Annotated in this window: 17 protein-coding genes and 1 pseudogene; 13 read left to right on the plus strand and 5 right to left on the minus strand. The window is 63.2% G+C overall.

Annotation, left to right across the window (positions count from 1 at the left end; translation table 11 throughout):
• Positions 1–154: 154 nt before the first annotated feature.
• Positions 155–940 (minus strand): sulfite exporter TauE/SafE family protein, encoded by a 786-nt coding sequence (locus HX792_RS20085; protein WP_176997733.1) that lies wholly within the window; start codon positions 938–940, stop codon positions 155–157.
• An 82-nt stretch (positions 941–1,022) separates the two neighbouring features.
• On the minus strand, positions 1,023–1,802 hold the full coding sequence (locus HX792_RS20090) for a class I SAM-dependent methyltransferase (RefSeq protein ID WP_176997734.1): 780 nt from the start codon (positions 1,800–1,802) through the stop codon (positions 1,023–1,025).
• Between the two features lie 138 nt (positions 1,803–1,940).
• Between HX792_RS20090 and HX792_RS20095 the strand changes: the two genes are divergently transcribed.
• From HX792_RS20095 to HX792_RS20105, 3 genes are all read left to right on the plus strand, one after another.
• Positions 1,941–2,462, plus strand: coding sequence for a DUF3455 domain-containing protein (locus tag HX792_RS20095; RefSeq protein ID WP_176997735.1), 522 nt, complete (start codon positions 1,941–1,943; stop codon positions 2,460–2,462).
• A gap of 154 nt (positions 2,463–2,616) precedes the next feature.
• The gene (locus HX792_RS20100; RefSeq protein WP_176997836.1) at positions 2,617–3,144 is read left to right on the plus strand and encodes a sigma-70 family RNA polymerase sigma factor; all 528 of its coding nucleotides are present in this window, start codon (positions 2,617–2,619) and stop codon (positions 3,142–3,144) included.
• The gene (locus HX792_RS20105; RefSeq protein ID WP_176997736.1) at positions 3,141–3,809 is read left to right on the plus strand and encodes an anti-sigma factor domain-containing protein; all 669 of its coding nucleotides are present in this window, start codon (positions 3,141–3,143) and stop codon (positions 3,807–3,809) included. The genes HX792_RS20100 and HX792_RS20105 overlap by 4 nt, the downstream gene beginning before the upstream one ends.
• Here the strand turns inward: HX792_RS20105 and HX792_RS20110 are convergent, their stop codons facing one another.
• Both HX792_RS20110 and HX792_RS20115 read right to left on the minus strand, forming a co-directional pair.
• Positions 3,810–5,111: an ATP-binding protein gene (locus tag HX792_RS20110; protein ID WP_176997737.1), complete on the minus strand. Its 1,302-nt coding sequence runs from the start codon at positions 5,109–5,111 to the stop codon at positions 3,810–3,812.
• 3 nt (positions 5,112–5,114) lie between these two features.
• Positions 5,115–5,816, minus strand: coding sequence for a response regulator transcription factor (locus tag HX792_RS20115; RefSeq protein ID WP_176997738.1), 702 nt, complete (start codon positions 5,814–5,816; stop codon positions 5,115–5,117).
• A 320-nt stretch (positions 5,817–6,136) separates the two neighbouring features.
• Between HX792_RS20115 and HX792_RS20120 the strand changes: the two genes are divergently transcribed.
• The 10 genes and pseudogenes from HX792_RS20120 to HX792_RS20165 all read left to right on the plus strand — a co-directional run bounded on the left by HX792_RS20120 (position 6,137) and on the right by HX792_RS20165 (position 18,009).
• Positions 6,137–7,291, plus strand: coding sequence for an efflux RND transporter periplasmic adaptor subunit (locus HX792_RS20120; RefSeq protein ID WP_176997739.1), 1,155 nt, complete (start codon positions 6,137–6,139; stop codon positions 7,289–7,291).
• 6 nt (positions 7,292–7,297) lie between these two features.
• A complete protein-coding gene (locus tag HX792_RS20125) occupies positions 7,298–10,396 on the plus strand; it encodes an efflux RND transporter permease subunit (RefSeq protein ID WP_176997740.1) in 3,099 nt (1,032 codons plus the stop codon).
• A 128-nt stretch (positions 10,397–10,524) separates the two neighbouring features.
• The gene (locus HX792_RS20130; protein ID WP_176997741.1) at positions 10,525–11,166 is read left to right on the plus strand and encodes a DUF1345 domain-containing protein; all 642 of its coding nucleotides are present in this window, start codon (positions 10,525–10,527) and stop codon (positions 11,164–11,166) included.
• A 72-nt stretch (positions 11,167–11,238) separates the two neighbouring features.
• Entirely contained in the window at positions 11,239–12,078 is an 840-nt protein-coding gene (locus HX792_RS20135; protein WP_176997742.1) for an AraC family transcriptional regulator, read from the plus strand.
• A 54-nt stretch (positions 12,079–12,132) separates the two neighbouring features.
• Positions 12,133–12,732, plus strand: coding sequence for a LysE family translocator (locus HX792_RS20140; protein WP_176997743.1), 600 nt, complete (start codon positions 12,133–12,135; stop codon positions 12,730–12,732).
• Between the two features lie 108 nt (positions 12,733–12,840).
• Positions 12,841–13,883 (plus strand): annotated as a pseudogene (locus HX792_RS20145) (LacI family DNA-binding transcriptional regulator).
• A 97-nt stretch (positions 13,884–13,980) separates the two neighbouring features.
• Positions 13,981–14,763, plus strand: coding sequence for a sugar phosphate isomerase/epimerase (locus tag HX792_RS20150; RefSeq protein ID WP_176997745.1), 783 nt, complete (start codon positions 13,981–13,983; stop codon positions 14,761–14,763).
• Complete coding sequence (locus HX792_RS20155; RefSeq protein WP_176997746.1) at positions 14,756–15,697, plus strand: sugar kinase; 942 nt, start codon at positions 14,756–14,758, stop codon at positions 15,695–15,697. Before HX792_RS20150 ends, HX792_RS20155 begins: the two co-directional genes overlap by 8 nt.
• 45 nt (positions 15,698–15,742) lie before the next feature.
• Positions 15,743–17,035 (plus strand): MFS transporter, encoded by a 1,293-nt coding sequence (locus tag HX792_RS20160; RefSeq protein WP_176997747.1) that lies wholly within the window; start codon positions 15,743–15,745, stop codon positions 17,033–17,035.
• The gene (locus HX792_RS20165) at positions 17,032–18,009 is read left to right on the plus strand and encodes a D-glycerate dehydrogenase (RefSeq protein ID WP_176997748.1); all 978 of its coding nucleotides are present in this window, start codon (positions 17,032–17,034) and stop codon (positions 18,007–18,009) included. The genes HX792_RS20160 and HX792_RS20165 overlap by 4 nt, the downstream gene beginning before the upstream one ends.
• A gap of 130 nt (positions 18,010–18,139) precedes the next feature.
• Here HX792_RS20165 and HX792_RS20170 read toward each other — a convergent pair whose 3' ends face one another.
• Positions 18,140–19,765: a methyl-accepting chemotaxis protein gene (locus HX792_RS20170; protein ID WP_176997749.1), complete on the minus strand. Its 1,626-nt coding sequence runs from the start codon at positions 19,763–19,765 to the stop codon at positions 18,140–18,142.
• Between the last annotated feature and the right edge of the window lie 12 nt (positions 19,766–19,777).

Consider the following 19,777-nt stretch of genomic DNA (forward strand, 5'->3'; position numbering starts at 1 on the left):
GATTCAAGCCTGCGTTCGGGCACACCGAGCCTAGGCGAGGTGCCGAGTGTTGGGGCAAGAGCGTTTTGCTTACTTTTGCGCTCTATCAAAAGTGAGCCGCCGTAAGGGCGGAACCAATAGCGGCCGTAACCGAAGAAACGGATATGCCCAAAGATCAAAACGCCAACTTATACCCAATGGTCATCAACATCACCGCCAAACAAGGCCGCAACACCCCATCCGGCACCTTCCCCGTCATATGACTGCCAATGTAGATCCCCGGCAACGACCCCATCAGCAAAAACCCCAGCAAATGCCAATCCATATTCCCCATGCTCGCATGCCCCAACCCCGCAACCAGGGTCAGCGGCACGGCATGGGCAATCTCAGTCCCCACCAACCGCCGGGTAGCCAGGAACGGATAAAGGATAAACAACGCCACAGTCCCCAGCGCCCCAGCGCCGATGGACGTCAACGCAACCATGGTCCCCAAGATCGCACCCGTCACCACGGTCAGCGCATTCAGGTTACGCGGGCTCATGTGATAGCTATCACCCGCATGCCGCTGAGCAAAAGCCAACAAGCTTTTCTTGAACAGGATCGCCAGGGCCGTCAGCAACAGCACAAAACCCAACGCCTGCTTGATCACCGCATTCATCGCACTAGGGTCGGTATGCAGGCTGGCGAGGAACCACAAAGTCAGCAGCACCGCTGGCACGCTGCCCAGGGTCAGCCAGCCGGTGATGGTCCAGTCGATATTCTTGTTCTTGCTGTGCACCAGCACACCACCGGACTTGGTGATAGCCGCGTACAACAGGTCGGTGCCCACGGCAGTGGCCGGGTTGATCCCGAACCACAGCAGGATCGGCGTCATCAACGAGCCCCCGCCTACACCCGTCATGCCGACGATAAAACCAACGATCAGGCCAGCCACCACGAAACCAACATTACCCACATCCATTACAGCTACCTGCGGCCTTATAAATTTCTGGCCGCAGGATAGCGATTTTTCTTATAACGACTTATATCAATGTGATCTGACTTTATGCCTTTTTCGCCAGTCGCTGGCAGACATAGGCTTGGGTCTGATAAGGAAACGCCACGGTGTCACGCCCCTGCAGCGCTGGGTGGGTCTCGATCAACGCCTGCAACTGCGCCGTGACCGTGGCTTTTTCGGCAGCCGGCAAGGCCGCGATAAAGCTCACCGACAGGAAGCGATCCATGATTACTTCTTGCGGGCTGCCTACATGGTGGTAGGGAAAACAAGTCATCTGCGGTGCGGAAAAATACTCGCCGGTGAAGGCCTCACGCCAACGGCCAGTATGAAAACGCGGGGTGTCGCCTTCATAAGGCGTGATGATCTCGGTGATCGCCGCCACCCAATCCACCGACTCATCGCGCACATTCCACACCAGGCCAAGATGCCCGTCGGGTTTGAGCACGCGATGGATTTCTGCCAGTGCCGCCTCGGTGGAGAACCAGTGGAAGGCCTGGGCGCAGACCACTGCATCGGCACTGGCTGATTCCAGGGGGATCGATTCGGCGGTGCCGTTGAGCAAGCGCACCTCCGGCAAGAGCTTACGCAACTGTTCGCCCATGGCCGCCACCGGTTCGACGGCAATCAGCGTCGGCGCCAGGCTGCTGAGCAAGCGGGTGAATTTGCCGGTGCCGGCGCCCAGGTCGATCACCGTGGCCTGCGCATCGATGTGCAGCGCGTCGGTCAGCCAGCCGGTGAGTTGTCGCGGATAGTCGGGCCGGCCTTGGGCGTAGGTGACGGCCTGGGTCGAGAAACCCTGTTGAGCAGACGTGTGAACACCAGTCATTGCCAATCTCTCCTCAGGTATAGCGGGGGCCACAGTGTGCGCCCTCAACCGTTTATTTTCTAATCGGTGCATCCAATCGTGCCTTCCCTGGGTAGTCCCTGCAGCAACCCTGCTGTTCTACCCAATGGAGAGTCACCCATGAACGCTAAAGCCCTGCTCTGCCTGACTGCCCTGCTCGCCACTGCGCCGTCCGCTTTCGCCCAGACCGGCCTTCCCGACAGCATCAAGGTGCCGGATGGCCACAAGGTGGCGCTGGAGACCACAGGCGTAGGCGAAATCACTTACGAATGCCGCGACAAGGCCAACGCGGCGGGCCAAGTCGAATGGACCTTTGTCGGGCCCAAGGCGGTGCTCAATGATCGCAGTGGCAAGCAGGTGGGCACCTATTTCGGCCCACCGGCCACCTGGCAGGCCCAGGACGGCTCGAAAGTGACCGGTACACAATTGGCCGTGGCGCCGTCGGGTGCGGGCAACCTGCCCTATCAATTGGTCAAGGCCAACCCGGCTGAAGGCAAAGGCGCCATGAGTGGCGTGAGTTACATCCAGCGGGTCGCCCTCAAGGGCGGCGTGGCACCGAGCAGCGAATGCACGGCGGCCAACAAGGGCAAGCAGGAAGTCGTGAAGTACCAGGCGGACTACATCTTCTGGGCCGCCAACTGAGCAAACTCGACTACGCTGCCCCCTGTAGGAGCCGGCTTGCCGGCGATGGCGGTGAACCAGTAGAGGAATAGGTCGGCTGGAACGCCGCCATCGCTGGCAAGCCAGCTCCTACAAGGGGCGGTGTTCGATATTACGGTGGTGGGAATACGTGTCTTTGCCAGAAGTCGATTTTGATTACGAAGCCTGCCTGCTGGCCTGCGCCCGGGGCGATCACCGTGCCTTGCGCCGGCTCTATGAGCACGACAGCAGTCGCTTGCTCGGCGTGGCGCTGCGCATCGCGCGGGACAAGTCGCTGGCTGAAGATATCGTGCATGACGCGTTCATCAAGATCTGGCGCGGCGCCGGCAGCTTTGACCCCCGTCGCGGCTCGGCCCGTGGCTGGGTGTTCAGCGTGACCCGGCACCTGGCGCTCAATGCCGTGCGCAACCATTACCGCGAAGTCCCCTTGGGCGACGAACACGAGCAAGTCGCTGTAAACGACACCTTTGAATTCGCTGCACGTTCGGGGCAGATCCACACCTGCCTGGAACAGCTCGACCCCGCCCGCCGCAGCTGCATTCTGCATGCCTACGTCGACGGTTTTTCCCACAGCGAAATCGCCCGGAAACTCGACACCCCGCTGGGGACGGTCAAAGCCTGGATCAAACGCAGCCTCGCCGCGCTGCGGGAGTGCATGGCATGAGTAACCCACTGGACGAACTGGCCAGCGAATACGTGCTGGGCACCCTGCCCGCCGAACAGCGTGCCGAGGTGGAACAGCGCCTGCCCCATGATGCGCCACTGCGCGCGGCGGTCGATGCCTGGGAGCAGCGCTTGTTGCCACTGACCGCCCTCGCGGAACCCGTACCGCCTTCGGCGCACCTGTGGCAGCGCATCGAACGCCATATCGCGACGGCGCGCACACCGTGGTGGGATCTGTTGGCGGTGTGGCGCGGTTTGGCCAGCGCCGGCTTGGTCGCCACACTGGTCCTGACGGCGTTGTTGCTGACCCGCCCGCCCACTGCCGAACCGACCTTTGTCGTGGTGCTGGTGGCCCCGCAAAACCAGGCACCGGGCTGGGTGATCCAGGCCAGTAACAATCAACGCATTCAATTGATCCCGCTGGGCACGATGCACGTGCCGGCCGACAAGGCCTTGCAGTTCTGGACCAAGGGCGATGGCTGGCAAGGCCCGGTATCGCTGGGGTTGGTCAAGCCTGGGGAGACGCTGTCGGTGCCTCTGGACACGCTGCCGCCGCTCAGCCCAAACCAGCTGTTCGAACTGACCCTGGAAGACCCGCACGGCTCGCCCACCGGCAAACCGACGGGGCCGATCCAGGCCATCGGCCGTGCGGTGAAGGTGCTGTGATCAGCTGACGGTGGGCAACCACACGCGAAACCGCGCCCCGCCCAGCGGCGATGCCAGGGCAGTCAAAGTGCCGCCCTGGGCCTCGAGGGCGCGCCGGCTGATCGCCAGGCCCAGGCCGAAGCCACCGGTGGCGCGGTCGCGGCTGCGGTCCAGGCGGTAGAACGGCTCGAAGATGCGCTCACGCTGGTCCACCGGTATGCCGATGCCATCGTCATCCACCCAGATCTCACAGCCGTTGGCGCACACCTTGACGCCGACCTGGATACGCTTGTCGCAGTAACGCGTGGCATTGCGCAGCAGGTTCTGCAGGGCGCGCGCAGTGAGGCGCGGGTCGAGGCTGAAGCGCTCCACCGCGCAGTCCAGCGCCACGTCGATCACAATCTCGGGGTTTTCCAGCTCATCGTCGACGCTGCCCAACACGCTGTCGATGAATTCATCGAGTACCACCTCCACCCGCTCCGGTAATTGCGCCGGGTTTTGCAGGCGGCTGTAGGACAGCAACTCCAGCACCAGTTCATCCAGCTCACGAATGTGCGCCACCAGGCTTTGCAGGCGCTCGCGACCGGCGGGCGGCAAGTCTTCTGACAGTGCCAGGGCCAGGCCGAAATCCAGGCGGGTCAGCGGCGTGCGTAATTCGTGGGAGACCGCATTGAGCAGGTCGCGCTGCTGGTTGAGCAGGTGTTCGATGTCATCGGCCATGGTGTCGAACACCGACGCCAGGCTGCCGATGTTGGAGCTGGGCGGAATCTGCGTACGCTCGCTGAGGTTGCCTTTGCCCAGTTGCGCGGCCGTGCTCTTGAGGCGCTCCAGATCACGCCAGTGCGGGCGCAGCCACACCAGCAGGCAGGCGAGCAAGGCGGCGACGATCAGTACGTTGATCACCCAGTACAGCAGGTTCATGTCCATCGGGTCGGGCGGGATCGTCAGCTTGACCACGAACTGCGCATTGATCGGCGAGCTGACCTCTTCCATCCAGCCCCACTCGCCCAGGCGGATCACCGGTTTGCCTTGTTCCAGCAGCAGCTCTTCGGCGGGGGTGTAGCTGGCGTCCTGGCGCAGCAGCAGTTGCACTTTCAGCGGGGCAAAATCACGCCCCAGTTGCTCGGTGACCTGGGACCAGCGCTCCACCGGCGCCCGCAGGTACTGCTTGACGATCAGCTTCTGCTGGCCGCGGGACTGCTCGATGTTGTAGTTCATGTAGCGGTGTTCGAACACCTGGATCACCCCCTTGGGGATCAGGTAGATCGCCGCGCTGTAGGTGACGATGGTGATCAGGTAGAGGCGTAGCAGCACACGAAACATGGATCAGCATTCCCACTCGGAGCGACTGAACAGGTAGCCCTTGCCCCACACCGTCTTGATCTTGCGCGCTTCGCCGGCATGGTCGTCGAACTTGCGACGCAGCTTGGAAATGGCCACGTCCACCGAGCGGTCGGTGCCGTTGAACTCGATACCGCGCAGGCGTTGCAGGATCTGGTCGCGGCTGAGCACTTCGCCGGCGTGCCGGGCCAACACCACCAGCAGGTTGTATTCGCCGCTGGACAGCTCGACCGCCTGTTCGCGCCAGGTCACGGTGCGCTCCGACAGGTCGATGCACAGGTTGCCCATGATGATCTGGTCGTTGGCCGCCAGGGGCTCGGACAGGCTGCTGCGGCGCAACAGCGTGCGCACACGGGCCAGCAGCACGCGGGGCTCGCACGGTTTGGTGACGTAGTCGTCGGCGCCCATTTCCAGGCCCAGCACCTGGTCGTGGCTGTCGTCGCGGGCGGTGAGCATCAGGATCGGCAGGCCCGCCGAATCGGCGCGCAGCAGGCGGCACACTTGCAGTCCGTCGAGGCCGGGCAGCATCAGGTCGAGGATCACCAGGTCCGGTGGGTTGAGGCGCGCACGTTCGCGCACATGGTCGCCACGGCTGAGTACGCTGACGTGGTAGCCATTGCGCTCCAGGTAGCTGGCAATCAGCTCGGAGAGTGCGGCGTCGTCTTCCACCAGGAGGATGTTGGGCATGGTGTTTCCAGATAATACGGTTCGTAGGCTGAGCAAAGACCCATATGGCAGCGGGCTTGTGTGGGAGCTGGCTTGCCTGCGATAGCATCACCTCATTTTCGCAGGGAGACCGAGGTGACTGCATCGCAGGCAAGCCAGCTCCTACACAGAAGCCGTGCTCCCACATTTTGATCTTTGTTGTTTGCAGGATTGTGCAAGGATATACGCCCTTTGCGGACTATGGGCCGCACCTTACATTTCTTCACACACGCCCTACACAGCTTCACAGCACCACGGCGCAGGTGTCTTTAGGATGCGCCAGTCAATATTGGGATATGAGCATGTCGAAGAATCTGTTTGCGCCGTTTTGCCTGCTGGCCCTGACGCTGGCCTTGAGTGCCTGTGACAAGTCCGCCGAGCAAGCGCCGGAAATGCCCCTGGCCAAGGTCCGCATCGAAACCCTGCAGGCCAAGCCCCTCTCCATCACCAGCGAACTGAGCGGGCGCATTGCCGCGCCGCGTATCGCCGAAGTGCGCGCACGGGTGGCGGGCGTGGTGATGCAGCGGGTGTTCAAGGAAGGCCACGACGTGAAACAGGGCGACGTGCTGTTTCGCATCGACCCGGCCCCGTTCAAGGCCGACCTCGACAGCGCCCAGGCCAATCTGAGCAAGGCCGAAGCCAATGCCTTCCAGGCGCGCCTGCAAGAGCAACGCTACAGCCAACTGGTGGAAGGCAACGCCATCAGCGCCCAGGACTACGACAACGCCCGCGCCAACCTGCGCCAGACCAACGCCGAAGTCGCCGCCAACAAGGCCGCCGTGGAGCGCGCCAAGCTGAACCTGGGCTATGCCACCGTGACCGCGCCGATTTCCGGGCGCATCGGTCGCGCACTGGTGACCGAGGGCGCGTTGGTGGGCCAGAACGAGGCCACGCCACTGGCGATCATTCAGCAACTGGACCCGATCCACGCCGACCTCACCCAGTCCACCCGCGAACTCAATGACCTGCGCCGCGCCTTCCGTGCCGGCAGCCTGAAGCAGGTTGGCCAGGACCAGGCCAAGGCCACGCTGATCCAGGACGACGGCAGCCTTTACCCGCTGCCGGGCAAGCTGCTGTTCGCCGAGATCAGCGTCGACCCGGGCACCGGGCAGATCATCCTGCGCAGCGAATTCCCCAACCCGGACCTCGACCTGCTGCCCGGCAGTTTTGTGCGGGTGCGTTTGGAACAAGCCGTCGACAAGCAAGGCATCAGCGTGCCGCAACGCGCCATCACCCGTGACAGCGCGGGCATCCCCATGGTGTTGCTGCTGGACGCCGAGCAGACCGTGAGCCAGCAGCCGGTGGAACTGGGCGCGGTGATCGAGGACCGCTGGATCGTCAGCAGCGGCCTCAAGCCCGGTGACCGCATTGTCGTCGAAGGCCTGCAACATGCGCGCCCCGGTGAAAAAGTCGAAGTGGATGACAGCCCTGCCTCGGGCCATCTGGTAAAGGAATAACCCGCCATGCCGCAGTTCTTTATTGACCGCCCGATCTTCGCCTGGGTGGTGGCCCTGTTTATCCTGCTGGCCGGCGCGTTGGCCATCCCGCAGTTGCCGGTGGCCCAGTACCCCAACGTTGCGCCGCCCAAAGTCGAAATCTACGCGGTATACCCGGGCGCGTCGGCCCAGACCCTGGACGAAAGCGTGGTCAGCCTGATCGAGCAAGAGCTCAATGGCGCCGATCACCTGCTGTATTTCGAATCCCAGAGCAGCCTGGGTTCAGCGACCATCACCGCCACCTTCCAGCCAGGCACCGACCCGGAAATGGCCCAGGTGGATGTGCAAAACCGCCTCAAGGCGGTGGAGCCACGCCTGCCCCAGGCGGTGACCCAGCAAGGTTTGCAGGTGGAGAAAGTCTCCGCCGGTTTCCTGTTGCTGGTGACCCTGACCTCCAACGACGGCAAGCTCGATGACGTTGCGCTCAGCGATTACCTGGCGCGCAACGTGATGAACGAGCTCAAGCGCCTCGATGGCGTGGGCAAGGCGCAGCTGTATGGCGCCGAGCGCGCGATGCGCATCTGGATCGACCCGCAGAAACTGGTGGGTTTCAACCTGACGCCGGCCGATGTGAATGCCGCGATCAGCGCGCAGAACGCCCAGGTCTCGGCCGGCAGCATCGGCGACCTGCCGGGCACCAGGACCCAGGAAATCACCGCGGCGATCCTGGTCAAGGGCCAATTGTCCACGCCGGCCGAGTTTGCCGACATCGTGCTCAAGGCCAACCCCGACGGCTCCACCGTGCGCGTCGGCGACGTGGCGCGCGTGGAAGTCGGCAGCCAGGAATACCAGTTCTCCACGCGCCTGAACGGCAAGCCGTCCACCGCCGTCAGCGTGCAACTGGCCCCGGGCGCCAACGCGCTGAACACCGCCAACCTGGTGCGGGCGAAGATGGACGAACTGTCGCGCTACTTCCCGGCCAATGTGGAATACAAGATCCCGTACGACACCTCGCCGTTCGTCAAGGTCTCGATCACCAAGGTGGTCTACACCTTGCTGGAAGCCATGGCACTGGTGTTTGCGGTGATGTTCCTGTTCCTGCAGAACGTGCGCTATACGCTGATCCCGACCCTGGTGGTGCCGGTGGCGTTGATGGGCACGTTCGCCACCATGTTGCTGCTGGGCTTTTCGATCAACGTGCTGACCATGTTCGGCATGGTCTTGGCCATCGGCATCCTGGTGGACGACGCCATTGTGGTGGTGGAAAACGTGGAGCGCATCATGGCCACCGAGGGCCTGTCGCCCAAGGACGCCACGCGCAAAGCCATGGGCCAGATCACCGGCGCCATCGTCGGTATCACCCTGGTGCTGGTGGCGGTGTTCCTGCCGATGGCGTTCATGCCGGGTTCGGTGGGGGTGATCTACCAACAGTTCTCGCTGTCGATGGCCACCTCGATCCTGTTTTCGGCCTTTCTCGCCCTGACCTTGACCCCCGCGCTGTGTGCCACGCTGCTCAAGCCGATCCCCCAGGGCGAGCACCATGCCAAGGGCGGCTTCTTCGGCTGGTTCAACCAGCGCTTTGAACAGCTCACCAACCGCTACGAAGGCTGGGTGGCCTACGCCCTCAAGCGCAGCGGCCGCTACCTGCTGATTTACCTGGTGCTGCTGGTGGGCCTCGGGCTGATGTTCACGCGCCTGCCCTCCTCGTTCCTGCCGGTGGAAGACCAGGGCTACACCATCACCGATATCCAACTGCCCCCCGGCGCGAGCAAGAACCGCACGGTGCAGGTCGCCGAACAGATCGAGGCGCACAACGCCGGGGAGCCTGGGGTGGGCGACACCACCATGATCATGGGTTTCAGCTTCTCCGGTTCCGGGCAGAACGCCGCGCTGGCGTTTACCACCCTTAAGGATTGGTCCCAGCGCAGCGGCGACGACTCGGCCTCGGCGATTGCCGACCGGGCCAACGCCGCGTTCAGCGAGCTTAAAGATGCGATTGCCTACGCGATCCTGCCGCCTCCGGTGGATGGCCTGGGCACGTCCAGCGGCTTTGAATTCCGCCTGCAAGACCGTGGCGGTGTGGGCCACGCCGCATTGATGGCCGCCCGCTCGCAGCTGCTCGCGGCGGCCGAGAAGAGCCCGATCCTGGCCAACGTGCGCGAAAGCGCCCTGGCTGAGGCGCCGCAGGTGCAACTGGAAGTGGACCGCAAACAGGCGAATGCGCTGGGCGTCTCGTTCGCGGATGTGGGCAACGTGCTGTCCTCGGCGATCGGCTCGGCCTACATCAACGACTTCCCCAACCAGGGCCGCATGCAGCGGGTGGTGGTGCAGGCCGAAGGCGACCAGCGCAGCCAGGTGGCGGATTTGATGAAGATCCACGTGCGCAACAACGCCGGGAAGATGGTGCCGCTGTCGGCGTTTGTCGAAGCCAAGTGGACCCAGGGCCCGGCGCAGTTGACGCGCTACAACGGCTACCCGGCCATCGCGATTTCCGGCGAAGCGGCCCCGGGGCACAGCACCGGCCAGGCGATGGAAGAGATTCAGCGCCTGGTCAGCCAGCTGCCGGCCGGCCTGGGCCAGGAATGGACCGGGTTGTCGCTGCAGGAACGTTTGTCCGGTTCCCAGGCGCCGTTGCTGCTGGGCCTGTCGCTGCTGATCGTGTTCCTGTGTTTGGCGGCGCTTTATGAAAGCTGGTCGATCCCGACCTCGGTGCTGCTGGTGGTGCCACTGGGCGTGCTCGGTGCGGTGCTGGCGGTGACCTTGCGCGGCATGCCCAACGATGTGTTTTTCAAGGTGGGCCTGATCACCATCATCGGCCTGTCGGCGAAGAACGCGATCCTGATCATCGAGTTTGCCAAGGACCTGTACGAGCAAGGCGAAGACCTGATCGACGCCACGCTGAAGGCGGCGCGGCTGCGCCTGCGGCCAATCATCATGACGTCCCTGGCGTTCATCCTCGGCGTAGTGCCGCTGGCGATTGCCACCGGGGCCAGCTCGGCGAGCCAACAGGCGATTGGTACCGGGGTGATCGGCGGGATGATCACGGCGACGCTGGCAGTGGTGTTTGTGCCGGTGTTCTTTGTGGTGGTGATGAAACTGGTGCGCAAACGCCACAAAGCCGACTGACCAACACCACCCTGCCGGTGATGGTGTCTTCAAAGGCCCCATCGCTGGCAAGCCGGCTCCTACAAGGGTTATGGGTTGCGTTCGGGATCGGGTACAGTCTGCTCACACCCCGTCCGCTGTGAGCCGCCATGCCCTTCCTCGCCCGCACCCACCCTCGCCTTTCCGCCGCTGCCGTGCTGGGCATTGCCGTGGGTCTGCTGGCACCGGCCGACACGGTGATCAGCAAAATCCTCATCGGCTGGAACGCCGGCGTGTGGACCTACCTGGTGCTGATGCTGTGGCTGACCATCCGCGCCAAGGCGCCGGACGTGAAGCGCATCGCCGAAATCGAAGATGAAAACGCCGGCCTGGTGCTGTTCGTGGTGTGTATCGCGGCCATTGCCAGCCTGGCAACCATCACCTTTGAACTGGTCGGCAGCAAGGACCTGCCCACCACCGCACGCCTGCTGCATTACGGCTTTACCGGCTTGACGGTGATTGGCTCATGGTTGTTGATCGGGGTGATATTCAGCGTGCATTACGCGCGGCTTTATTACACCTGGGACGGCAAGGAACCGGCGCTGCGCTTTGCCGAGGGCCTGACAACCCCCAATTACTGGGACTTCCTGTACTTCTCGTTCACCATCGGCGTGGCGGTGCAAACGTCGGATGTGGGTGTCGCCACGCGCAGCCTGCGCAAGGTGGTGCTGGGGCAGTCGTTGATCGGCTTTCTGTTCAACACCGCGATCCTGGGGTTTTCGATCAACATCGCGGCCGGGCTGTTCGGTTGACGCTGCACAAACCTTCTAGACGCCCGCCCACTACCGGGCGCTAATGGCAGACCTTATTCGTCTCGGTGAGTCATGGCCGCGCACAATTGGATCGACCTGTCCCAGGACGCCGACACCGGCATCGAGACCCTGCGCGCGCATTTCGAGGGCCACGCCTACGATCCCCATTGGCATGACAGCTACCTCATTGGCGTGACCGAGCAAGGCGTGCAGCAATTCAACTGCCGCCGCACCCGGCACAACAGCACGCCGGGCCAGGTGTTTCTGGTCGAGCCCGGCGAGTTGCATGACGGCGACGCGCCCACCGCAGACGGCTTTACCTACCACATGCTCTACCTCGACCCGCAGTGGTTGGCGCGGGAAGTGAGCGCGGTGTTTGAAGAGGCACCGGTCAACAGCCAACTGAGTGTGGTCAGCACGTTGATCAATGATCCCCGCCTGGCACACGCCACCAGCCACGCCTTCCAGACCCTGCACAGCAATGAACTGCGCATCGTGCGCCAGCGCGCCACCGACCAATTGCTGGAACAGCTCACCGGGCAACTCCATTGGCGTACCCGTTACCGCGACGACCCGCGCCTGCCGTTGGTGGCGCACAAGGCCCGGGAATATTTGCATGCACACCTGCACCAGGACGTGGGCATGGACGAGTTGGCGCTGGCCTGTGGCGTCGACCGTTTCCGCCTGACCCGTGCGTTCAAGAGCGCGTTTGGCCTCCCGCCCCATGCTTATCTGGTGCAACTGCGCCTGGCCCGCGCCCGGCATTGGCTGGCCAAGGGTGAGCAGCCCGCCGACGTGGCGATTGCCCTGGGGTTTGCTGACCAGAGCCACCTTGGCCGCTGGTTCGTGCGCGCCTATGGCCTCACGCCTGCTGCTTACCGCAAGCGCTGCTCAAATCTTCCAGACAGGTAGTACGCGGGCTTGTGAAGATCGACTCCATCGATGGGTTTACCGGAGTCACCCGCCATGCTGTCCACGTTGTTGCCTTTCATGCTGTTTGCATTTGTCGCCTCGATCACCCCTGGCCCCACCAACATCCTGGTGCTGAGCAACAGCGCGCGGTATGGCCTGAAGGCTGCAGTGCCGATCATTTTCGGCGCCTGCGCCGGTGCGGCAGGCCTGGTGTTGCTGGTAGGGACCGGGGTCGGCCAGTCCCTGGTGCAACTGCCCCGGGTGCAGACCGCGCTGCAAGGGTTCGGCGTGGCGTGGCTGAGCTACCTGGCCTGGCAGATCTACCGTGCGCCGCCCCAGGCCGTCGAAGTGAATGCCACTGAAAAGCCCCTTGGCCTGATCGGCGCCGCCTCCCTGCAGGTGATCAACCCGAAAACCTGGATGATGGCTGTCGCAGTGGTCAGCGTGTTTGCCGGCCACGGGGCTGAACGCCAAGGCCAGGTGGTGCTGCTGTCCCTGGTGTTTTTCCTCGTCTCCATGCCGTGCCTGGGCACCTGGGCGCTGCTGGGCGTGGGTTCTGCGCGGGTGTTTCGGTCGCCCAGGGCGATGCAGCGCTTCAACCGGGGCATGGCGGTTTTACTGCTGGCGGCCACGTGGCTGAGCGTGGTGGTGTGAAGCACCGGCTGTCAGGCTTTGTCCTACAACAGCTTGACGACTTTCCTCATTTGATGGTTTCCTGAAACCGGTTTCAGTCATTCCAATAAAAACAGAAGGTCGATGGCCGTGAACACTTTTTCTGCCGCCCAGCGCAGCCGCGTCACCATGCTCGATGTTGCCGAACGGGCCGGTGTGTCCAAGGCCAGCGTGTCGCGCTTCATCGGCGACGACCGCGCCCTGCTCTCCGATGCCATTGCCCTGCGCATCGAGCAAGCCATCGAACATCTCGGCTACCGCCCCAACCAGATGGCCCGTGGCCTCAAACGCGGGCGCACCCGTCTGATCGGCATGCTGGTGGCCGATATCCGCAACCCCTATTCCATTGCCGTGATGCACGGCGTCGAAACCGCCTGTCGCCAACACGGCTACAGCCTGGTGGTGTGCAACACCGACCGCGATGACGAGCAGGAACGCCAGCACCTGGCAGCACTGCGTTCGTACAACATCGAAGGCTTGATCGTGAACACCCTCGGCCATCACCTCGACCAATTGCTCGAACTGCAGCGGGAAATGCCCCTGGTGCTGGTGGACCGCAAGGTCGAGCCCTTGCACAGCGACCTGGTGGGGCTGGACAACCCGGCCGCCGTGCGCATGGCCGTCGAGCATTTGCAGCAACAGGGTTATCGCGACGTGTTGATGGTCAGCGAAACCACCGATGGCACCAGCTCACGGCTCGAGCGCCAGGCCAGCTTCAAGGCCGAAATTGCCAAGCGCCCCGGCCTGACCGGCGCCGTGTTGGAACTCGATGAGGCGTTGGAAAACCACCTGCACACCTTCCTCGCCAAACCCGGCGCCAAAGCGCTGTTCTGTGGCAACGGCGTTGCCGCGCTGGCCTGTACCCGCGCCTTGAAAAACCTCGGTTGCGACCTGTTCAACGAGGTCGGCCTGATCGCCCTGGATGACCTGGATTGGTACCCATTGGTCGGCAGCGGCATTACCGCCCTCGCCCAACCGACTCAGGCCATTGGCGCCACGGCATTCGACTGCCTGCTCAAGCGCCTGCGCGGCGACACCGAGCCGACGCGCACCCTGGACTTCCTGCCCGAACTCATCGTCCGAGGCTCCACCACCCCCCTGTAGGAGCCGGCTTGCCGGCGATTGGTCCGTGAGCCTTGCGGTGTAGCAAGGACGCCATCGCCGGCAAGCCGGCTCCTACGCGGTTTGAATTGTGTGAAAAAATGAAACCGGTTTCAGAGGTCAACAACAATGCATAAATACCCCGTTTCCATCAGCCTCTCCAGCTACGGCGCCGACCTCGTGCGCCAGCAGGGCCAATTGCGTTTTGTCGAGTTGCTCGCGGCCGCAGGCGCCCGGCGCATCGAGTGGCGTGAAGAGCTGTTGACCCATGAACAGCCCGCCGAACTGGCCCAGGCGGCGGCGCAACATCAGTTGGAGTCCGTCTTTTCTTCACCGCTGGAACTCTGGGTCGCCGGACGTGCCCAGCCGAACGCGGCGTTGGTCGCCACCCTGGATCGCGCCCAAGCCTTCGGTTCGCGCTGGCTCAAGGTGTCCCTGGGCTACTTCACCGACACCAACGACCTCGAAAGCCTGCACGCCCTGCTCGACCGTCACCCGGTCAAGCTGCTGGTGGAAAACGACCAGACCCTGCACGGCGGACGCATCGAACCTTTGCAACGTTTTTTCAGCGAAGTCGAACGCCTCGGCCTGCCGGTGAAGATGACCTTCGACATCGGCAACTGGCAGTGGCAGGACCAATCGGCCCTCACCGCCGCTCGCCTGCTGGGCCGGCATGTGGATTACCTGCACTGCAAGGCCGTGGCCCGTCGCCCGGACGGCAAGCTGGTGGCCCTACCGCCTGGCGCCACCGACCTGCATGTGTGGGAACAACTGCTCAAGCACATGACTCAAGGTATTACCCGGGCCGTGGAATTCCCGTTGCAAGGCGATGACCTGATCGACGTCACCGCGCAACAGGTCGCCGCCCTCACCCTGCTTGGCCAGCCCCGTGCGGAGAACGCCCATGTCTGAGATCGATATCCTGTCGTTTGGTGAAACCATGGCGATGTTTGTCGCCGAGCAGACCGGCGACCTGGCCCAAGTGGCGCAGTTTCACAAGCGCATTGCCGGGGCCGACAGCAACGTCGCCATCGGCCTGTCGCGCCTGGGTTTCAACGTCGCCTGGCTGAGCCGGGTGGGCGACGATTCCCTGGGCCGCTTCGTGGTCGACACGCTGCGCCAGGAAGGCCTGGATTGCCAGCACGTCGCGGTGGACCCGCAACACCCCACCGGTTTCCAGCTCAAGTCCCGCGAAGACGCGGGGGCCGACCCGCAGGTGGAGTATTTTCGCAAAGGCTCGGCAGCCAGCCACTTGTCCGTCGCGAACATCAGCCCGGCGCTGCTTGAGGCTCGCCACCTGCACGCCACCGGCATCCCGCCGGCCTTGTCCGACGCAACCCGTGAACTGTCCCGCGAGCTGATGACGCAAATGCGCAAGGCTGGCCGCAGCGTGTCGTTCGACCCGAACCTGCGCCCGTCGCTGTGGGCCAACCAGCAAATGATGATCCGCGAGATCAACGCCCTTGCCGTTCTGGCCGACTGGGTGCTGCCGGGCTTGGGCGAAGGCCGTTTGCTCACCGGCTTCGACGACCCCGCCGACATCGCCGCCTTCTACCTCGACCAGGGCGCCGAAGCGGTGGCCATCAAGCTGGGGCCGGACGGCGCCTACTACCGCACGCAGATGGACCAGGGCTTTGTCGCCGCCGTGCCGGTGGAAAAAGTCGTGGACACGGTGGGCGCGGGCGACGGTTTTGCCGTCGGCATGATCAGCGCACTCCTGGAAAACCTCAGCTTCCCCGAGGCCATCCAACGCGGCAACTGGATCGGCAGCCGTGCCGTGCAGAGCCGTGGCGACATGGAAGGCTTGCCCACCCGTTCAGAGCTGCCCGTTCGATCCGTTGCATAACCCACTCCCTGTTGCCACAACTACAACAAGCTCAGGAGCCACACCATGGATACGCTGAAACTCGCCACCCGCCGCTGGTGGTACATCATGCCCATCGTTTTTATCACCTACAGCCTGGCCTACCTGGACCGTGCCAACTATGGCTTTGCCGCTGCCTCCGGAATGGCCGAAGACCTGATGATCACCCCCGGCATGTCGTCGTTGCTGGGGGCGCTGTTCTTCCTTGGCTACTTTTTCTTCCAGGTGCCGGGGGCGATCTACGCGCAAAAGCGCAGTGTGAAAAAACTCATCTTCGTCAGCCTGATCCTTTGGGGCGGCCTGGCCACGCTGACCGGCGTGGTGTCCAACGCCTACATGCTGATCGCCATACGCTTCATGCTCGGCGTGGTCGAAGCCGCCGTAATGCCGGCAATGCTGGTGTACCTGTGCCACTGGTTCACCCGGGCCGAACGCTCACGGGCCAACACCTTCCTGATCCTCGGCAACCCGGTGACCATGCTGTGGATGTCGGTGGTGTCGGGTTACCTGGTGCAGCATTTCAGCTGGCGCTGGATGTTCATCATCGAAGGCCTGCCGGCAGTAATCTGGGCGTTTATCTGGTGGCGTCTGGCCGATGAAAAACCCAAGGACGCCAAATGGCTGAGCGACGCTGAAAAACGCGACCTGGACAGTGCCCTGGCCGCCGAGCAGGTCGGCATCAAGGCCGTGAAGAATTACGCCGAAGCGTTCCGCTCGCCCAAGGTGATCATCCTGGCGTTGCAGTTCTTTTGCTGGAGCATCGGCGTGTACGGCTTTGTGCTGTGGCTGCCGTCGATCCTCAAGGCCGGCTTGCAGATGGACATGGTCGAGGCCGGCTGGCTGTCGGCGTTGCCTTACCTGGCGGCGGTGATTGGCATGCTCGCGGTGTCGTGGGGCTCGGACAAACTGCAAAAGCGCAAACGCTTCGTGTGGCCGCCGTTGCTGATCGCCTCGGTCGCGTTCTACGCCTCCTACGTGCTGGGGGCCGAGCATTTCTGGTGGTCCTACACGCTGCTGGTGATCGCCGGGGCCTGCATGTATGCGCCCTACGGGCCGTTTTTTGCCATCGTCCCGGAGATCCTGCCGGCTAACGTGGCCGGCGGCGCCATGGCGCTGATCAACAGCATGGGCGCCCTGGGCTCCTTTGGCGGCTCCTACCTGGTGGGCTACCTCAATAGCAGCACCGGCTCGCCCGGCGCCTCGTACCTGCTGATGAGCGGCGCGTTGCTGCTGTCGGTGGTACTGACGATTTTTCTCAAGCCCGGCGCCAGCGACCGCACGCCGGCGCCCCACCTGGAATTGAAGGTAAAGACCGCATGAAAAAGTCTGTCGTGTTGTACAAGAAACTCTCCGCGCCGTTGATGGCCCGCCTGCATGAACAGGCCGATGTCACCCTGATCGAAGCCCTCGACGACACCGGCCTGGCCAAGCTGCGCGACGCCCTACCCGGCGCCCATGGCTTGCTCGGCGCCAGCCTGCGCCTGGACGCCAACCTGCTGGACCTGGCGCCGCAGCTGGAAGCCGTCGCCAGCGTTTCGGTGGGGGTCGACAACTACGACATCGACTACCTGAACGGGCGCGGGATCCTGCTCAGCAACACCCCGGACGTGCTCACCGAAACCACTGCCGACACCGGCTTTGCGCTGATCCTGGCCACCGCCCGCCGCGTGGTGGAACTGGCCGACATGGTGCGCGCCGGCCAATGGAACAAGAACATCGGCCCGGCGCATTTCGGCACCGATGTACACGGCAAGACCCTGGGCATCATCGGCATGGGCCGTATCGGCGAAGCCCTGGCCCAGCGCGGGCACTTTGGCTTTGGCATGCCAGTGATCTATCACAGCCATACGCCCAAGCCCGCAGTGGAGGCGCGTTTTGGCGCGCAGTACCGCAGCTTGAACGACTTGCTGCAACAGGCCGACTTTGTGTGCCTGACGCTGCCATTGACCGCCGAAACAGAGAAGCTGATCGGCGCCGAGGAGTTTGCGCTGATGGGCTCGGAGACGATCTTCATCAACATCTCGCGAGGCAAGGTGGTGGATGAGGCGGCGCTGGTAGAAGCCTTGCAGCAGCGCACGATTCGGGCGGCGGGGTTGGATGTGTTTGAGCGTGAGCCGTTGAGTCACGACTCGCCGTTGTTGCGCTTGAACAACGTGGTGGCGACGCCGCACATCGGCTCGGCCACGCATGAGACGCGGGAGGCGATGGCCAAGTGTGCGGTGGATAATCTGTTGCAGGCGTTGGCCGGCGAGCGACCGAAGAACCTGGTCAATGCAGTCGCCTGGAAGCAATAACCCCTGATGCACCACTGAAAAACTGTGGGAGCTGGCTTGCCTGCGATAACAATCTGTCAGTCAATGCATCACCGACTGAACCACCGCTATCGCAGGCAAGCCAGCTCCCACATGGGTTGTGTGCTGGATGTTAGATCACGAAGCGCGCCACCATCGCGTTCAGGTCCACCGCCAGGCGCGACAGCTCATGGCTGGCCGCGCTGGTCTGGTTGGCGCCCGCCGCCGACTGGGTCGCCAGGTCGCGGATGTTGACCAGGTTGCGGTCCACTTCACGGGACACTTGCGCTTGCTCTTCAGACGCGCTGGCAATCACCAGGTTGCGTTCGTTGATCAGGCTGATGGACTGGGTAATCTGCTCCAGGGCCACACCGGCGGCGCGGGCCATTTCCAGGGTGGTCTGGGTGCGCTGGTTGCTCTGCTGCATCGATTGCACGGCTTCGCCAGTGCCGTTCTGGATGCCGGCGACCATCTTCTCGATCTCCTGGGTCGACTGCGCCGTGCGATGGGCCAGGGCCCGCACTTCATCGGCCACTACCGCAAAACCGCGCCCCGCTTCACCGGCACGCGCCGCTTCGATGGCGGCGTTGAGCGCCAGCAGGTTGGTCTGCTCGGCAATCGCGCGGATCACGTCGAGCACTTTGCCGATGTCACGGCCTTGAGTGGCCAGGCCTTCGATCATGGCGGCGGTATTTTGCACGTCCTGGGTCATGGTCTGGATCGCACCGACGGTTTCCACCACGCGGTCGCGGCCTTCGCGGGCAGCCTGGTTGGACTGGCCAGAGGCTTCGGACGTGGAGACGGCGTTGCGCGCGACCTCCTCTACAGCGGCGGTCATTTCGTTGACCGCCGTAGCAGCCTGGTCGATTTCATTGTTCTGCTGCTGCAAGCCTTTGGAGGCTTCCTCGGTGACTGCGCTCAACTCTTCCGCAGCGGACGCCAACTGGGTGGCCGAACCAGCGATGTGCTGGATGGTCTGGCGCAGGTTGGCTTGCATCGACGCCAGGGCGCCCAGCAGGCGAGCGGGTTCGTCCTTGCCATCGACTTCGATCAGTTTGCTCAAGTTGCCACCGGCAATCGACTCGGCAGCGCTCACCGCTTTTTGCAGCGGAGTGACGATACTGCGGGTGAGCAGCCAGGCCAGCAGCACCGTCATCAAGGCGGCGACCACGGCCACGATGATGATCCCGGTGACCGCTTGCTGGAAACTGCCCTCGGCTTCGCGCCCGGCTCGATCGGCATCGGCACTGTTGATGGCGATCAGCTTGTTCAGTTGTTCACCCATCAAGTCGGTGCCGTCCTTGATACGGGTGTTGATGAGGGTGCGCATTTCTTCAACTTTGTTCTGCTGGGACAGCGACATCATTTCGGACTGAGCTGTGAAGTAGCTGTCGAGGGTGGCGGCGAAGGTCTTGTAGAGTGCCGCCTCTTCCGCGCCGGCCGGCATTACCGCGTAGGCGCTTTGAGCTTGCTTGACCTTGTCCACCAGCACGCCAACACGGGTCTTGGCCTCTTCCAGGGAAGCCGGTTCGCGGTTGATCAAGATACGGAACGAGAGAATGCGCAAACGCAGTACGTTCTCGGTCATGTTGCCGAGGTATTTCACGCTGGGTAACTGGTTGGTCCCCATGTCCAACGAGGCTTGGCGAATTTGTGTCATGCGGTTGACCGCGAACATCCCGAGAAAAGCGACAAGCAACGCAATGAACGCAAAACCGAGAAAAGCGCGTGGGGCAATATTCAGATTACGAAGGGACATAGGGGTGCTCTC

The organism is Pseudomonas sp. B6002 (assembly GCF_013385985.1).
Lineage (GTDB): Bacteria > Pseudomonadota > Gammaproteobacteria > Pseudomonadales > Pseudomonadaceae > Aquipseudomonas.

Coding starts and splice junctions, on each gene's coding strand:
- HX792_RS20085 (WP_176997733.1), bottom strand. CDS start 940: ATGGATGTGGGTAATGTTGGTTTCGTGGTGGCTGGCCTGATCGTTGGT.
- HX792_RS20090 (WP_176997734.1), bottom strand. CDS start 1,802: ATGACTGGTGTTCACACGTCTGCTCAACAGGGTTTCTCGACCCAGGCC.
- HX792_RS20095 (WP_176997735.1), top strand. CDS start 1,941: ATGAACGCTAAAGCCCTGCTCTGCCTGACTGCCCTGCTCGCCACTGCG.
- HX792_RS20105 (WP_176997736.1), top strand. CDS start 3,141: ATGAGTAACCCACTGGACGAACTGGCCAGCGAATACGTGCTGGGCACC.
- HX792_RS20110 (WP_176997737.1), bottom strand. CDS start 5,111: ATGTTTCGTGTGCTGCTACGCCTCTACCTGATCACCATCGTCACCTAC.
- HX792_RS20115 (WP_176997738.1), bottom strand. CDS start 5,816: ATGCCCAACATCCTCCTGGTGGAAGACGACGCCGCACTCTCCGAGCTG.
- HX792_RS20120 (WP_176997739.1), top strand. CDS start 6,137: ATGTCGAAGAATCTGTTTGCGCCGTTTTGCCTGCTGGCCCTGACGCTG.
- HX792_RS20125 (WP_176997740.1), top strand. CDS start 7,298: ATGCCGCAGTTCTTTATTGACCGCCCGATCTTCGCCTGGGTGGTGGCC.
- HX792_RS20130 (WP_176997741.1), top strand. CDS start 10,525: ATGCCCTTCCTCGCCCGCACCCACCCTCGCCTTTCCGCCGCTGCCGTG.
- HX792_RS20135 (WP_176997742.1), top strand. CDS start 11,239: ATGGCCGCGCACAATTGGATCGACCTGTCCCAGGACGCCGACACCGGC.
- HX792_RS20140 (WP_176997743.1), top strand. CDS start 12,133: ATGCTGTCCACGTTGTTGCCTTTCATGCTGTTTGCATTTGTCGCCTCG.
- HX792_RS20150 (WP_176997745.1), top strand. CDS start 13,981: ATGCATAAATACCCCGTTTCCATCAGCCTCTCCAGCTACGGCGCCGAC.
- HX792_RS20155 (WP_176997746.1), top strand. CDS start 14,756: ATGTCTGAGATCGATATCCTGTCGTTTGGTGAAACCATGGCGATGTTT.
- HX792_RS20160 (WP_176997747.1), top strand. CDS start 15,743: ATGGATACGCTGAAACTCGCCACCCGCCGCTGGTGGTACATCATGCCC.
- HX792_RS20165 (WP_176997748.1), top strand. CDS start 17,032: ATGAAAAAGTCTGTCGTGTTGTACAAGAAACTCTCCGCGCCGTTGATG.
- HX792_RS20170 (WP_176997749.1), bottom strand. CDS start 19,765: ATGTCCCTTCGTAATCTGAATATTGCCCCACGCGCTTTTCTCGGTTTT.